This is a genomic window from Enterococcus sp. AZ078 (assembly GCF_051714985.1).
Lineage (GTDB): Bacteria > Bacillota > Bacilli > Lactobacillales > Enterococcaceae > Enterococcus_B > Enterococcus_B hirae.
Genome location: NZ_JBIOSW010000001.1, coordinates 2,603,398 through 2,619,364, shown reverse-complemented (window position 1 = coordinate 2,619,364; position 15,967 = coordinate 2,603,398). Strand labels below are relative to the sequence as shown.

The following is a 15,967-nucleotide window of genomic DNA, read 5'->3' as shown; positions in this document are numbered from 1 at the left end:
AGTAAAGAAAGAAGAGAGAACAATGAAAGTATTGATCGTCTTAACGAATGTGGAAAGATATAAAGGAACCGACCGTCCAACAGGGCTGTGGCTGAGTGAACTGACTCATTTTTATGATGCTTTAGTCAAAAATAATATCTCAGCTGATTTTGTCAGTCCTAAAGGTGGGTATGTTCCTTTGGAGCCGAAGAGTCTGGAAGCGATGGATGAAATCGATTGGAACTATTATCAGGACGAAGATTTCCGTAACCGAGCGTTAGGAAGCACCTTGAGTCCAGCTGAAGTCGACCCAAACGAGTATCGTGCGATTTATTATACCGGTGGACACGGAACCATGTGGGACTTTCCTGAAGCAACGGATCTAGGAAAAATTGCTTCATCGATCTACCAGAATGACGGAATCGTTTCAGCTGTTTGTCATGGTGTAGTCGGATTACTTCCTGTAGTTGACGTTTCTGGTCAACCGATTTTAGCGGGAAAAACGGTCACTGGTTTTAGTAACGAAGAAGAAACAGCGAATGGAACAACGGACAAAGTACCTTTTCTAACAGAAGATGCCTTGAAAGAAAAAGGAGCAAACTATCAAGCAGGACCAGCTTTTACAGCGGTCGTACATGCAGATGGACAGTTGTTGACCGGACAGAATCCTCAATCTGCGCATCAATTAGGAATCAAAGTCGTTGAATCTTTGAAGAAATAAGTTGTTAAGGGAAAAAGTTAAGCAAAAAACGAAAATAAATAGTTCCGATGTAGGCCTTCTTATTACAGCATTATAGTAAGTCTGCCAAAAAACAATCCAATTTAACAATAGAAGAAAACTTTATAAAGTAGAGGGTGGAATCTGAAACGTCCTCCAAAATTTAGATTTTTTAGTCTAACTGTTTGGAGTCGCTTCAGATTTTGCCCTCTATTTCTATAAAAAAATAAAAAGAATGTACAACGTAAGTCTAAAAATTGATTTTTTTATGGAGTATGAGAGGTAAAAAAACATGGTAAAATAAAAGCGGATACATAGAAAGTAATTAAGGAAGGAAGAAAGGAATGATGAAATGGAATTGCTAGAAAAAGAAACGTTCTATTATGAATGTAATGAATATCTAATTGAGCCGGTCAATTGTGCTTTTTTTACTGAGGAAAAGTATCGAGGATATGAAAGTCATCGTGAAGCAGTACTGGCATTTCTTACATATGCTAATCGGGCATGGTGTATCTGGACACCAAAATTTGTGCCTGGATTAACTCAAAAATTTGCCGAAGTGCCAAAAATTGAGGTCACACTAACCCCAGAAGTCGAGGCAAAAATAGAAGCTGGTGTAGATGCCCAAATAAAAGCAGATATACAAGGAAAGATCAAATATCTTCAAGCAGTCGGGCGAAAAGTAAACCTCAAAAAGCTACAAATGGAGTATGAAGAACGCAAACAAGAGCGTTACCAAATGATAAAAGAGCTTAGAAAAGAGCGTGAAGCATTATTGATCAGGTTTCCACAACTCTACGAACGAACTGAAGAAGTAACGCTTACTTATATGAAAGAAACCTCGTTTGATACTTATGACGGCTTTCCCATACGGGTCAATACCGAAATGATGAAAGCTGATGAAATCAGTTCTACAACTTTTTTTGCCAAGGGTGGGGAATACCAAATTGCTTTTTGTAGTTATCTCCAGACCCATCGAACAATCGAAGATTTCCAACGAGTCAATCAACTCTTGTTTCCTGATCGAAGTGAGTTAGTCATTTATCAATGGCATACTGATTTTACCAATTATTATAATGAAGGTAGAAGAGATGATGGAGCGTATTTATGGTCGATCTATGACAAAAAAAGGAAACGATTTACAGTGATTGATATTGCCCTAATTATTCCATAGGTGGTAAAAAGTGTTTAAAAAAGGAGAGTCAAGGGAAGAACTTCCTTGGCTCTCTTTTCTTTAAGGGGAAATCAACAAAATCAAGTACATATTTGTAGTTCGATTACTCCATACTACACTATTATTCATAGATCAAAGTATTTGTTTCTTCTTTATATCTTTTTAGATCTGGAAAAGCAGTGACAATGTAATACTTATGATTTTTTCGAAGTTCGTTCTTCCTTTTTTTGTGAAAAAGTAGTTTTAAATAATTTTATAATTAAAAAGGTTTTATGATGGAATTAAAGGAAAATAGTATGGGGAAGTATAGGAGAGTGATGAAATGGAATTATTAGAAGAAGAAACATGGAATTTCAGAAAAAAAGGTTTTGCTATGAATTATGCTTTTTTTTATGAAGAGAATTATCAAAAGATAATAAGCCATCAAGAAGCTGCATTAGCTTTTCTTAATTACAAAAATAGACTGTGGGCGCTTAGAATTTGGGCGATTAAAACAAAAGATGGAAAGTTTACTAGTAGGGAATATGAAAAGAAGTATCAGGAAACAAGAGAGGAAAAGATTATTTACACTAATTTGCGTTCATTTGATGAAATCAAAGGTTATCCTATCCAAGTAAATCCAGAGTTAATGAATAGCAAAAAAATATCTGTCGAAGAATTTTTTGAAGAAAAAGGAACATATGAACATGCGTTTATGGATAATCCTCAAAATTTATATGGGAAAAAGGAAGATTTTATTGAAATAAACCAGCAACTTTTTCCAGAAAAAAAAAGGTTGGAAATCTATCTTTGGAATAATGAATTTACCCAATATTATAATGGGGGGCGAGAAGGACTTGGAGCATATTTATGGACAATCTATGATGTGGAGTACAAAAAATTTATTGTAATTGATGCTTCGTTAATAATAGATTAATGAGACTGAGATGATAGTTCTTTCTCAAAAAGAAGATAAGTTCGATTTTGATTTTTATTGTCAAAATCGAACTTATTTTTTTATTCTGCAAAAGTTGCCTACTTGATCTAACACCACGGCTGTTCTTATGATCGAAGATTTGCTTCGTTTTTGAGTACATTTTTTGAAACATTAACGGTTACATGATACTCTTCAAATAGGCTATTGGAAAAGAGGGAAATGGATGAGGATCGTGATCATTGGTGGTTCTTTTGCGGGGATCTATGCAGCAATTTCTTTGCGAAAAAGTTGTCCTGACAGTGAAATCATACTTTTGGAAAAACAAGACAAGATTGGGTTTATACCGAGTGGACTCAATTTACTGTTAAAAAAGCAACTCACAAGTAAAGAGCAACTTTATTGGTTGACTAAGGAAGAATTGCAAGCGCTATACGCAATTGATGTGCAAGTACGCACGGAAGTCGTTTCACTTGAAATAGCCACGAAGACAGTGTTTATCCAAAATGGGCGTCAGCTTACTTTTGATACGTTAGTGATTGCAACGGGTTCGAGTCAGCAATTCAAAAATGGAAACAAAAGTACGCAGATCCGTTCTGTTAAAGATATCCACTTAAAAGAATCTTTGGAACAAAGTCTTGCGAAGGCACAAAAGATTGCTGTGATTGGTGCGGGACAAGTAGGACTTGAATTAGCAGAAGGGTTATATCATCAGCAAAAAGAAATCCATCTCTATGAAAGTCGACCAACATTGTTGTTCCGTTATTTCGATCCCGAAATGGTTCAACCGTTAACACATGAGTTATTGCAACGGCATATCCAATTGTTTTTGAATGAACAAGTGCAAACGCTCGAAGAAAACGAGCAAGTGGTCGTAGTGACGGATCAAAAAACAGAAAGCTATGATTTAGTTCTGCTAGCGAATCACACGCGTCCAGACCATCATCTCTGGCAAGATCAGTTGAAGCTAAATGAAGATGGTACGATTTGGGTCGATGAGTATTTGCAGACGTCAGCGAAGGATATTTATGCAATCGGTGATGCGATCCAAGTGACGTTCCAACCGACTCAAGAAAAAATGTATGTCTCTTTGGTCAATAATGCACTACGTACGGCACAAGTGGTCAGTCAAACGATTAGTGGCAAACGTACGAAAGATCCGGGAACCTACCGAGCAATTGGAAATCATTGGTTTGGTTATTTTCTAGGAAGTGTCGGGCTAACGGAAGAAGAAAGTATTTTTTATCCGCAGACTGTCCGTAAAACATATTTGCTTGCCCGCTTAGCTGCGATCAATAGTGAAACGGCGAAAATCAAAGTGATGTGCAATGAAAAGGGACAATTACTTGGTGCGCAGTTGCGAAGTCGTGGAGAGATATTCGATTTATTGGATCGATTCACTCTCGCTATCGAGGAAGGCTGGACGTTAGAGAAATTATTCGAACGGGAGTTATTCTTCCAGCCAGAATATCGGTTGCCGCTTCAATTGATAAAGGTGGTTGATACGCTCGATGAAGATTGAACAATTATTAGAGAAAAAAGAGCAGTTGCAAGTGTTGATTCTTAGGGAAATGGTGTTGCATGGTGGAACTGTAGGCACGAATCAATTAAGGGAACAAGTCAATCTTTCTAAAACATCATTTGATCAATATATAGCAGAAATCCCAATGATCGGTAGGATGATGGGGAAGAAAGTAGCAATCAAAAGAAATGAATTTCAAGTCACATTAGAGTTGGCTGAAGATGTCAGCTTAGAAAAAATCATTCTATTCTTAGTTCAACAAAGCTTGAAATTTAATCTGCTTGTTTATTTATTAGAACATCACCAAGCATCGATCGTTCGTCTAGCGACAGCTTTTAATATCAGTGAATCTTCTGTCTTTCGTAAGATCAAAGAATTGAATCAGTTACTGCAAGAATTTTCTCTACAAATCAAAAATGGCCAACTCTATGGCGAGGAATTGCAAGTTCGTTATTTCTACTATGTGTTATTCCAATTTATCTCTGAATCACAACGTCCCCTTTTCTTACAACAGACGCCTGATAAAGCGCCACTTATTTTAGGGTTGGAACGAGCCTTAGAAACGACATTCTCTCAAGAGTCAGCTAGTAAAATCGCCTGCTGGCTGGGGATCACTCGTAAACGGCTATTGAGTGAAAAAACGACGTTTGCTACATTGAAAGAAAAGAAAATACTTTACCAAAAGGATCGTTTGTATCAAGCACTTGATCCGGTCATTTCGCTTTATTTAAGTCGGACAGCTGCTGAGATCAGTGGCTATGAGCCTTTAATGTTTTACAGTTTTTTTGTCTCGTTTGCTGTGTTATCAGAAGAACATTTTTATCAATATGATTTAACCCGAAGCAAAAAATTACCAACAGCTGTATTAGATACGTACATTAGAGAAACGATGTTGTGGCACTATCGTCCACGAAAGTTGAAGATCAAGGAAGAAAAAGCAGTTGGTTATCAATTAGCTCAAATCGATAATGAGTTTTATTTTTTTCGAGGAGTCATGATGATCTATGAGCCAGAACATCTCTTGCAACAACAGAAAAAGATGTTAGGCCGCTCCCTTAGTCAATTACTCGAACGATTGAAAGAAACAACGCTGACACAACTACCTGCTAAACAAGGTGAAGAAGCTGCTTTAAGTTATCTCATGATTCAGTATGCCAATATTCTTATGATGATCGATTTTTATATTGCGAAATCGGTCACTATCGGAATCGATATTGAAACATTACCGATTTATCGAGTGGCATTTCAACAATTTTTGTTAAGAGAGCTAAAAGGAATCAGTGGGATTGAGATTGAAAATCGACAACCAGGGAAAAAGTATGATTTAGTGATCACATTTAATCAAGAAGATCCTCATCAAAATTATTATTATTTATCAGAGTTTGCTTCAAGCTATGATATCGCAAGGTTAAAGCAAAAAATCGAAGAAGAAAAAAAAGCAAAAAATTAAAAACTGTCAAAAAAACAGAAAATAAATGTTTTTTTGGCAGTTTCTAAAAAATGAAACGGTGTAAGATAAAGATAAATTTAGAAAGCGTTTGCAGATAATGGAGGAGATCAGAATGACAGAATCAACATACATCATGGCGATTGACCAAGGAACGACAAGTTCACGAGCAATTATTTATGACAAAAAAGGTAGACATATCGGTAGTTCACAAAAAGAATTCACGCAATATTTTCCTAAAGAGAGCTGGGTGGAACATGATGCGAATGAAATCTGGAACTCCGTACAGTCGGTCATTGCAGGGGCATTCATTGAATCTGGGATCAAACCGAATCAAATTGCAGGCATCGGGATCACTAACCAACGTGAAACGACGGTGATCTGGGAAAAAGATACTGGACGTCCGATTTATCATGCTGTGGTCTGGCAATCTCGTCAATCCGCATCAATTGCTGATAATTTAAAAAAGGAAGGCTACCAAGACTTTTTCCATAAAAAAACAGGTTTAGTGATTGATGCCTATTTTTCTGCTACCAAAATACGTTGGATTCTTGACCATGTAGAGGGAGCGCAAGAACGTGCTGAAAAAGGCGAATTGCTTTTTGGTACGATCGATTCATGGCTGGTATGGAAATTAACAGACGGTCAAGCACATGTGACGGATTATTCCAATGCAAGTCGGACGATGTTGTTTAATATTCACGATCTTGATTGGGATCAGGAAATCCTTGATCTTTTGAACATTCCTCGAGCAATGCTGCCAAAACCGACTTCTAATTCAGAAATTTATGGTTATACACAAGGGTATCATTTCTATGGAAGTGAAGTGCCGATTTCTGGGATGGCTGGTGACCAGCAAGCTGCTTTGTTTGGACAAATGGCTTTTGAACCTGGAATGGTCAAAAATACGTATGGTACAGGATCATTTATCGTCATGAATACTGGGGAAAAACCCCAACTATCCAAGAACAATCTATTAACGACGATTGGTTATGGAATCAATGGCAAGGTTTACTATGCACTGGAAGGGAGCATTTTCGTAGCAGGTTCTTCCATCCAATGGTTGCGAGATGGGTTGCAAATGTTACAAAAAGCAAGTGATTCCGAAGAAGCAGCAAAACGTTCCACAAGTGAGGATGAAGTTTATGTCGTGCCAGCATTTGTTGGGTTAGGGGCACCTTATTGGGATCAAGCTGCGAGAGGTTCGATGTTTGGGTTGACACGTGGGACGACCAAAGAAGACATTATCAAAGCAACCTTACAATCGATTGCATACCAAGTAAGAGATATCATTGATACGATGCAAGAAGACACAGGGATCAAAATTCCAGTCTTGAAGGTCGATGGAGGAGCAGCGAATAATGAATATTTGATGCAATTTCAGACAGATATTTTAAATATTCCGATCCAACGAGCAGAAAATCTGGAAACTACGGCATTAGGTGCTGCTTTTCTAGCTGGTTTAGCGGTTGGTTTTTGGAAAGATACAGATGAAATCAGAGAATTTTATGAAGCGGGCAAGATGTTTGAAGTAGAGATGCCTGAAGAGCGTAGAGAAAAATTATATGGCGGTTGGAAAAAAGCGGTAGTAGCAACACAAGCATTTGAGTAAAGGGAGGGAATGTCATGTTTTCAAGAGGAACAAGACAAGAAAGTATTGAAAAAATGCAACACGAAAAATTGGATCTGCTGATTATTGGTGGCGGTATCACAGGGGCTGGTGTGGCGCTTCAAGCCGCTGCATCAGGAATCAAAACGGGGCTAATCGAAATGCAAGACTTTGCAGAAGGTACTTCTTCACGCTCCACAAAATTAGTACACGGAGGGATTCGTTATCTTAAAACTTTTGACGTCGAAGTTGTAGCAGATACTGTAGGCGAACGAGCGGTGGTCCAAGGCATTGCACCGCACATTCCAAAACCTGATCCAATGTTACTACCGATCTATGAAGATGAGGGTGCAACGACGTTTAATATGTTTTCAGTCAAAGTGGCAATGGATCTCTACGATAAATTGGCAAATGTGACTGGAACAAAATATGAAAACTATACGCTGACACCAGAAGAAGTGTTAGAACGAGAACCATTTTTGAAAAAAGAAGGGTTAAAGGGCGCTGGTGTTTATCTAGATTTTCGGAACAATGATTCACGTTTAGTGATCGATAACATCAAAAAAGCAGCAGAAGATGGTGCTTACCTAGTAAGTAAAATGAAAGCGATTGGCTTTTTATATGAAGGAGATCAAATCGTGGGTGTCAAAGCACGTGATCTGTTAACGGATCAAGTCGTGGAGATCCACGCAAAAATAGTGATCAACACAAGTGGTCCATGGGTCGATAAAATCCGTAACTTGAATTTCAAACGTGCGGTATCACCTAAGATGCGACCAACCAAAGGTGTTCATCTAGTCGTAGATGCTAAAAAACTGCCTGTTCCACAACCAACATATTTTGACACGGGCAAACAAGACGGCCGAATGGTTTTTGCCATTCCACGAGAAAATAAAACGTATTTTGGAACGACAGATACGGACTATCAAGGAGACTATACGGAACCAAAAGTAACGCAAGAAGATGTGGACTATTTATTAGATGTCATCAATCATCGTTACCCAGATGCAAACATCACCCTCGCAGATATCGAATCAAGTTGGGCAGGGTTACGCCCATTATTGATCGGTAATTCTGGTTCTGACTATAACGGTGGTGACAACGGCTCTATTTCAGATAAAAGCTTTAGTAAAGTCGTTGATACGGTTACTGAATATAAAGAAAACAAGGCTTCTCGGTTAGAAGTAGAGGATGTATTGAATCATTTAGAAAACAGCCGTGATGAAAAAGCCCCTTCTTCGATTTCTCGAGGTAGCTCATTAGAACGTGAATCGGATGGTTTGGTGACACTATCAGGTGGGAAGATCACAGACTACCGTAAGATGGCAGAGGGGGCACTAAAATTAATCCGCCAGTTGTTGAAAGATGACTACCGGATGTCAGTAAAAGAAATCGATTCGAAACATTATCCCGTTTCCGGTGGAGATTTTGATCCAACGAAACTGGAAGAAACTGTGGAAGAATTGACAAAAATCGGAGTTGAATCTGGTTTAGCAGAAGCTGATGCAAAATACATTGCAGATTTTTATGGAACCAATGCGAAAAAGATTTTTGCTTTGGCAAAAGAAATGACACCGTATGAAGGACTAAGTTTAGCTGAATCTGCTCGTTTACGTTATGGGTTAGAAGAAGAAATGGTATTAGCACCAGGCGACTACTTGATTCGCCGCACGAATCACTTGTTGTTTGAACGTGATCAACTTGATGCAATCAAACAACCGATCATTGATGCCATTGCGTCTTACTTCGCTTGGTCAGCAGAAGAGAAGAAGCGTCAAGAAGCTCATTTAGAAGAATTGATCGCAGAGTCGGATCTACGTGAATTGAAGGGGGAAATTTAGATGAGTGCAGAAATGACGCAGATCATGGGAGAATTTATTGGTACGATGATTTTAGTTTTACTTGGTGATGGGGTATGTGCTGCGGTTAACTTGAACAAGAGTAAAGCCCAAGCTTCTGGTTGGATCGTGATTGCTTTTGGTTGGGGACTAGCCGTTACAATGGCTGTCTATATTTCCGGATTTATGGGACCTGCTCATTTGAACCCAGCCGTATCTTTAGCGATGGCGATGACCGGTGTAATTGGCTGGAACCTAGTGATTCCGTTTATTATTGCGCAAATGTTAGGTGCGATCGTCGGTGCTGTTTTAGTTTGGTTGACGTATTTACCACATTGGAGTGTGACAAAAGACCAAGGCGCAATTTTAGGTACATTTGCGACAGGTCCTGCCATTCGAAATTACCCAGCGAACTTTATCACCGAGTTGATCGGTACTTTCGTTTTAGTACTAGGATTATTAGCGTTTGGACAAAACTCATTTGCCGATGGTACGAATGTCTTTGCTGTCGGAGGTTTGATCTTAGCAATCGGTCTTTCCCTAGGTGGACCAACTGGTTATGCGATCAACCCAGCTCGTGACCTAGGTCCACGTCTGACCCATGCGATTCTACCAATTGCAAACAAAGGAAACTCAGACTGGGGCTATTCATGGATACCAGTAGTAGCGCCAATGGTCGGAGCTGTCGTGGCTGTGGGCATGTACATGTTGATGGTATAAAAAGGCGGTAAAGTGTGTTATTCCTTAATAAATAATATAGAAAACGGTAAAATAGGTCTTCTATTTTACCGTTTTTTAGCACTTGACAAAGAGCAGCGTTTTAAAAATGGGTTATTGAAGATCGCAAAATCAACGGGCGCTTTGCTGACAACCAGAAAATTTTTTTAGATTTGTTCATGGGTCTTGATTGAACTAACCAGAGTGAAATAAAGGGCTTTCGTTATTGATTGACAGTGACAGCTAAACTTGCTATAGTGAACTTGAAAATAAATAAAACCTAGATGAATGAGGTATTTTGATGAGTGTAGCAGGTATCTAACGTAGTAAGTTGAATAGCCAATAGAGCCGTAAGCTTATTTGGCATGCTTATAGATGATACCTGTCATTTCATAACCAACAATTCTATTAATGAGGGATGGGGCGCGTCTTATTTGAGATGTTCCTCATCTTTTTATTTTTCCTAGGTCTTATTTATTTTAAGACAGGTATCTCTTCAAAAAAGGAGAGAATATGAAACAAACAATCGATAAATTACAATTTAATCAAATCAAAGAAGAAGTGAAAAAACGAGCTATTGGACAATATAGCAAAAAGCGTATCGAAGAAATGACCCCGCAAACTAATCTACAGACAGTCAAAAATCGCCAAGAAGAAACAAAAGAAGCGCGACAAATCTTAGAAAGTCAGCAACACGTTCCCTTTATGGGATTGACACGGATTGATGCGTTGACTTCCCAAGTGAAAAAAGGCTTTTTACTGACACCAACTGAATTGATCGAGTATGCAGACTTTTTAAGAAGTAGTCGAATGATCCGTCGTTTTTTTGAAAAAAATCAATATCAAACACCCTTGTTGCATGTGTATAGTAAGAATATGCCTGATTTGTCGATGGTCGAAGAATTGATTTATCAACAAATCAAGAACCAAAAAGTAAGTGATGAGGCCTCACGAAATTTACGAAAAGTACGAAAACAATTACAACTAACAGAAAAAGAAATCCAGGATCGTCTTTTAAAGTTTCTAAGACATCCGCATAACAAAGAAATGATCCAAGAAGCAATGATTGTTCAAAAAGGCGATCACTATACGATCCCAATCAAAGCTAGTTATAAAAATAAAGTGCCAGGCACGATTATTGAACAGTCAAATAAAGGGACGACAGTCTTTATTGAACCAACGGCTGTGGAAAAAGCGAGTATGAATTATCAATTGTTAAAAGCAGAAGAAATAGCAGAAGAATATCAAGTTTTAGCTTATTTGACTGGTGCTTTAGCAGAACAAGAACAAGCAATCGATTTGATTATCGAAACGATTACTAGATTAGATATCATTTTCGCCAGAGGGAAGTATAGTCGAGAAATCCATGGTGTGACACCACTGATCAATCAATCAGAATACATCAAGATCAAACAAGGTAGGCATCCGCTGATCCAAGGGAAGGCTGTTCCGTTAGACTTTGAACTTGGTAATGACTATCGAGGATTAGTGATCACTGGAGCGAATGCAGGTGGTAAGACTGTCGTATTAAAGACAGTGGGGTTATTGACGTTGATGGCGATGTTTGGTTTACAGGTTCCGGCAGCCGAAGGAACAGAGCTAGCTGTTTTCGATGAGATTTTTGTGGATATTGGCGATCAGCAAACGATCGAGAATGCGTTAAGTACGTTTTCTGGTCATATGCAAAATATTGCCGAGATGTTACGCAAGGTGAGTAGAAATACCCTTGTATTACTTGATGAGATCGGCAGTGGCACAGAACCTAATGAAGGAGCAGCGCTAGCAGTTGCTATCATGGAAGCCATGTATGAACAAGGGGCACTGATCGTTGCAACTACTCATTATGGCGAAATCAAAAAATTTGCGAATGATCATGAAGATTTTATTCCAGCCGCAATGGCATTTGATAAAGAAGCATTGAAACCTAAATACCTTCTTCAAGTGGGGGAAACAGGAGAAAGCCAAGCGCTATGGATCGCTCAAAAAATGAACATGTCGCAAACCTTGATCGAACAAGCCCAATATTATATCCAGCATAAAGCTTATCGAACAACCAAAAAAGTGTTTCGGACAACGAAAGTAAACGAGCCTAGGACGAAGACACAAGTGCAGCAATTTTCGAAAGGGGATCGGGTATATTCTGCGGTCCACCAACAAGAAGCCTTAGTTTATGAAGATACAGCAGAAGAAACGGTTACGATTTTCTTGGATAAAGAGTTAATCAAGGTCCCACGAAAACGTCTCACGTTAAAGATGTCAGCAGAAAAGTTATATCCAGTCGGTTATGAATTAGACCATTTGTTTACAGACTTTCAAACTAGAAAATGGCAAAAAGATCTAGCGCGAGGATCGAAAAAAGCGCATAAAAAATTAGCCAAAGAAGCTAAAGAACGACGAGAAAAAAGAGACTAGGGGTTAAATGAAGACATTGTTTTAAAGAGGAATAGCCAATAGCTCTCGTCTTTTTTCGACAGTCGTTCCAGTAGTTTTTACGATCCAAGTATGTGAATAGCTAAATTGGAGAGTTACTCATGACTTTAGATAACAGGAAAAAATTGGCACTTGTACCGATTTAGGTTAAAATGGAACAAAGTTTATTTAGGGAGATGTCATGTATGAAACTGACTTCGAATTGGCGAAAAGAAATAGGAACGATCCCTAATCTCTTATCAATTTTTCGTGTGATCCTTTTGCCGTTTTATTTTTACTTTGTTTTAGAGCAATCGTTTATGCTTGCCGGTATCTTGATTGCTCTATCAGGAATCACTGACTTTTTAGATGGATTTATTGCTCGTAAGTTCAACCAAATCACGGAATTGGGGAAATTATTAGATCCAGTGGCAGACAAGTTGACGCAACTGGTCTTGATCCTTTCCATGGCTTGGTATCGACCGATGATTTGGTGGATATTCGGTTTATTTCTGATCAAAGAAGGGTTCATGTTTTTTGCTGGTATCATTGGATTGAGAAAAAATGTGAAATTAGATGGAGCAAAATGGTATGGGAAATTAGCAACTGCGGTCATTTACGCAGGCATGGTGCTTTTACTGTTGTTTCCCGAACTTCCTGCGATCTGGGTCAATTGGATATTTGGATTGATCACTTATAGCTTGCTTCAATCCTTCGTTTTGTATATCCGTGAATATCATAAACTATTGAAATAAGAGAGTAATGTCTCAAATACAAATAAAAGAACTCAAACCAAGGAAGTGGTTTGAGTTCTTTTACTTGATGAGGGGATGGATTTCCGCTCATTGTTTTAAATTCTGTAGGAGAACCTTGCTTAACTCTCGAAGCTAGTAGTCTTAAGGTTTGATATAAGCATAGCCTTTTTCTTGTAATTCAATGAGGTCTAAAATACCAGCTGGTACCACGATGACCTTTTCAGGCAAGGATTCTGTACTGATGTGATTGCCACGTAGTGCATTAGCACAAGCGTGGAAGGTAACCCCTAAAGCAAGAAATTCTTCATTTGCTGGATCAAGGTAGCCGGTGATGCCTTCACCGTTGACACTAACCACAATCGTCGTTTCAGGAGCGATTTTCAATAGGTTCTTGACGTTATTCATCGTTTCATGCCACTTTCTCGTTTCATCGATATGAAAAACAACTTTCATTTGAGTCTCTCCTTATTTTTTGATGATCAAGTTGATTGCTTGTTCCATTTTTTTGGCTTGCTCTTCTGCGCTGTTTTCTGGATGCTCCAAACAGTCTTTTAAGTTTTCTGCCACGATCATTCCCATGACACGATCAATGCTAGAACGAACGGCACTTAATTGTGTGATAATTGCCATACAGTCTTTCTCTTCTTCAATCATCTTTTGGATGCCGCGAATTTGTCCTTCTGTTCGTTTTAATCGATTGATGATGTTCTTGTCATTGATTTCCATTTGAAAACCTCCTTTATGCTTCTAGTGAGATGATACCCTATGTAGGTATATTTTGTAAATAATTATGTCGATTTAAAAAAGCTAGAATTTGAATAGTTGACAATTCTCTCTTTTTTGTGTTGAATATACCCCATAAGGTATTTACAAAAATAAAAAAGGTGGAAATCAAGATGTCACTATTTCAAACAGTCAAATCAATCTCAACAGCGGAATTAAAAGAAAAATTGAATGGTTCTATTCAGTTGATCGATGTAAGAACACCAGCAGAATACCAAGGGGGGCATATCAGACAAGCGAAAAATATTCCACTTCAACGTATTCTAAGTTTTAAAGGAAAACAAGAAGCGCCTGTCTATGTCATCTGTCAATCGGGAATGCGGAGCAAACAAGCTACGAAAGAGTTGAAGAAAATGGGGTATGATGTTATCAATGTACGTGGTGGAATGAATCAATGGTTTGAACCAACAGTAGGAGGAAAATAAATGAAAATTGTTATTGTCGGCGGGGTAGCAGGGGGAATGTCTGCTGCCACTAGATTACGTCGTTTAAAAGAAGATGCTGAAATCGTCGTGTTTGAAAAAGGACCGTATGTCTCATTTGCCAATTGCGGGTTACCTTATTATCTCTCTGGTGAGATCAGTGAGAGAGAGAATCTTTTGGTACAAACACCAGAATCATTGGCTGCTCGTTTTCAATTAGATGTGCGTCCCAATCATGAAGTCACAGCCGTTTTTCCAGATGAAAAGAAAGTTGAAGTTTTATCTGATGGGAAAAAATGGCAGGAAAGTTATGATGTGTTGCTTCTTTCCCCAGGGGCAAAACCAGTCAGACCAGCTATTTCAGGATTAGCAGAAGCCAAAAATGTTTATACCGTTAGAAATGTACCGGATATTGATATGGTAATGAATGCTCTTGAAGAACAACCCAAAAAAGCTGTCGTAGTAGGGGCAGGCTTTATCGGATTGGAAATGGCAGAGAATTTAAAAAAACGTGGACTGGCAGTTTCAATTGTAGAACTGGCACCACATGTTTTGCCTTCTTTAGATGAAGAAATGGCGGTGCATATCCAAAATGAACTCATTAAACAAGGCGTCCATGTCCAAACAAAACGTTCTGTCACTGCTTTTGAACATGGTGGCAAGCAGTTACGATTAGATGATGGCACAACGATCGATTCTGATTTAACGATCCTCTCAGTAGGCGTTCAGCCAGACAGTAAATTGGCAAAAATGGCTGGACTTGAAACAGGGCTGCGTGGGGGGATCGTAGTCAATGAACACTATCAAACAAGTGACCCTTCCATCTATGCGGTGGGAGATGCCATCGTTGTCAAACAACAAATTACAGGTGCCGATGCGTTGATTTCTCTCGCTTCTCCTGCTAACCGTCAAGGGCGACAAGCAGCAGATAATATAGCGGGAATCGTTCGTAACAATCGAGGAAGTCTTGGTACGTCAATTGTGCGGGTCTTTGACCTTGCTGCCGCTTCTACTGGATTAACAGAAAGAATGGCCCAACAAGCCAACTTACCTTTCTCAGTAGTCCATGTTTCTGGGAAAGACCATGCTAGTTACTATCCTGAAGCTACAGATATTTTATTAAAACTGATCTTTCATCCTAAGACAGGTGAAATCTATGGTGCACAAGGAGTGGGTGCCAAAGGTGTTGATAAACGAATCGATAGTTTAGCCACAGCCATCAAAGGACAACTAACGATTTTTGATTTGCCGGAATTAGAATTTACCTATGCGCCACCTTTTGGTTCTGCGAAAGATCCAGTGAACATGTTGGGATATGTGGCCATGAATGTCGCAGAAGGGCTAAGTGATACGATCCAATGGCATGAATTGCCAGAAGCACTTGCACAAGGAAAAATCTTACTCGATGTTCGTAATGAAGGCGAGTTGCAAAACGGTGCTTTTAAAGATGCGCTGAATATTCCTTTAAATGATTTACGCTGTCGATTGGCGGAATTAGACCATGAGAAAGAATACATTGTCAGCTGTCATAGTGGACTGCGTAGTTACTTAGCAGAACGTATCTTGAAACAAGCAGGCTTTCATGTCCAAAATCTCGATGGCGCCTTTGCTTTGTATCACGCTGTTCGTCCAGAAGACTTGATTTATCCAGAAAAATAGAGCTTTGCCTTGCATTCTTAGT

Annotated in this window: 14 protein-coding genes; 12 read left to right on the top strand and 2 right to left on the bottom strand. The window is 38.9% G+C overall.

Annotated features, from left to right (window positions below; translation table 11 throughout):
- Positions 1 to 22: 22 nt before the first annotated feature.
- The 10 genes from IGJ18_RS12190 to IGJ18_RS12145 all read left to right on the top strand — a co-directional run bounded on the left by IGJ18_RS12190 (position 23) and on the right by IGJ18_RS12145 (position 13,081).
- Entirely contained in the window at positions 23 to 700 is a 678-nt protein-coding gene (locus IGJ18_RS12190) for a type 1 glutamine amidotransferase domain-containing protein (protein WP_010737023.1), read from the top strand.
- Positions 701 to 1,049: 349 nt separating this feature from the next.
- Entirely contained in the window at positions 1,050 to 1,871 is an 822-nt protein-coding gene (locus tag IGJ18_RS12185; RefSeq protein ID WP_438843378.1) for a hypothetical protein, read from the top strand.
- A gap of 322 nt (positions 1,872 to 2,193) precedes the next feature.
- Entirely contained in the window at positions 2,194 to 2,787 is a 594-nt protein-coding gene (locus IGJ18_RS12180; protein ID WP_053766215.1) for a hypothetical protein, read from the top strand.
- Between the two features lie 223 nt (positions 2,788 to 3,010).
- Positions 3,011 to 4,306, top strand: coding sequence for an FAD-dependent oxidoreductase (locus tag IGJ18_RS12175; protein WP_438843377.1), 1,296 nt, complete (start codon positions 3,011 to 3,013; stop codon positions 4,304 to 4,306).
- Positions 4,296 to 5,756, top strand: a complete 1,461-nt coding sequence (locus tag IGJ18_RS12170) for a helix-turn-helix domain-containing protein (RefSeq protein WP_034700450.1) — start codon at positions 4,296 to 4,298, stop codon at positions 5,754 to 5,756. Before IGJ18_RS12175 ends, IGJ18_RS12170 begins: the two co-directional genes overlap by 11 nt.
- Positions 5,757 to 5,868: 112 nt before the next feature.
- Positions 5,869 to 7,365 carry a glycerol kinase GlpK gene (gene glpK, locus IGJ18_RS12165; RefSeq protein WP_413138913.1) on the top strand — a complete coding sequence of 499 codons (1,497 nt, stop codon included), beginning with the start codon at positions 5,869 to 5,871 and terminating at the stop codon, positions 7,363 to 7,365.
- 14 nt (positions 7,366 to 7,379) lie between these two features.
- A complete protein-coding gene (gene glpO, locus IGJ18_RS12160) occupies positions 7,380 to 9,203 on the top strand; it encodes a type 1 glycerol-3-phosphate oxidase (protein ID WP_438843376.1) in 1,824 nt (607 codons plus the stop codon).
- The gene (locus tag IGJ18_RS12155; protein ID WP_438843375.1) at positions 9,204 to 9,920 is read left to right on the top strand and encodes an MIP/aquaporin family protein; all 717 of its coding nucleotides are present in this window, start codon (positions 9,204 to 9,206) and stop codon (positions 9,918 to 9,920) included. It abuts the gene before it with no gap.
- Between the two features lie 510 nt (positions 9,921 to 10,430).
- Entirely contained in the window at positions 10,431 to 12,329 is a 1,899-nt protein-coding gene (locus IGJ18_RS12150; protein WP_438843374.1) for an endonuclease MutS2, read from the top strand.
- A gap of 203 nt (positions 12,330 to 12,532) precedes the next feature.
- Positions 12,533 to 13,081, top strand: coding sequence for a CDP-alcohol phosphatidyltransferase family protein (locus IGJ18_RS12145; RefSeq protein WP_096709889.1), 549 nt, complete (start codon positions 12,533 to 12,535; stop codon positions 13,079 to 13,081).
- Positions 13,082 to 13,222: 141 nt separating this feature from the next.
- Here the strand turns inward: IGJ18_RS12145 and IGJ18_RS12140 are convergent, their stop codons facing one another.
- Together IGJ18_RS12140 and IGJ18_RS12135 are read right to left on the bottom strand one after the other, a co-directional pair.
- Positions 13,223 to 13,534, bottom strand: coding sequence for a DsrE family protein (locus tag IGJ18_RS12140; protein WP_010720957.1), 312 nt, complete (start codon positions 13,532 to 13,534; stop codon positions 13,223 to 13,225).
- A gap of 12 nt (positions 13,535 to 13,546) precedes the next feature.
- Positions 13,547 to 13,807, bottom strand: coding sequence for a metal-sensitive transcriptional regulator (locus IGJ18_RS12135; protein ID WP_010737033.1), 261 nt, complete (start codon positions 13,805 to 13,807; stop codon positions 13,547 to 13,549).
- Positions 13,808 to 13,977: 170 nt separating this feature from the next.
- Between IGJ18_RS12135 and IGJ18_RS12130 the strand changes: the two genes are divergently transcribed.
- Both IGJ18_RS12130 and IGJ18_RS12125 read left to right on the top strand, forming a co-directional pair.
- A complete protein-coding gene (locus tag IGJ18_RS12130; protein ID WP_010720955.1) occupies positions 13,978 to 14,289 on the top strand; it encodes a rhodanese-like domain-containing protein in 312 nt (103 codons plus the stop codon).
- On the top strand, positions 14,290 to 15,945 hold the full coding sequence (locus IGJ18_RS12125; RefSeq protein ID WP_438843373.1) for an FAD-dependent oxidoreductase: 1,656 nt from the start codon (positions 14,290 to 14,292) through the stop codon (positions 15,943 to 15,945).
- Positions 15,946 to 15,967: the final 22 nt, after the last annotated feature.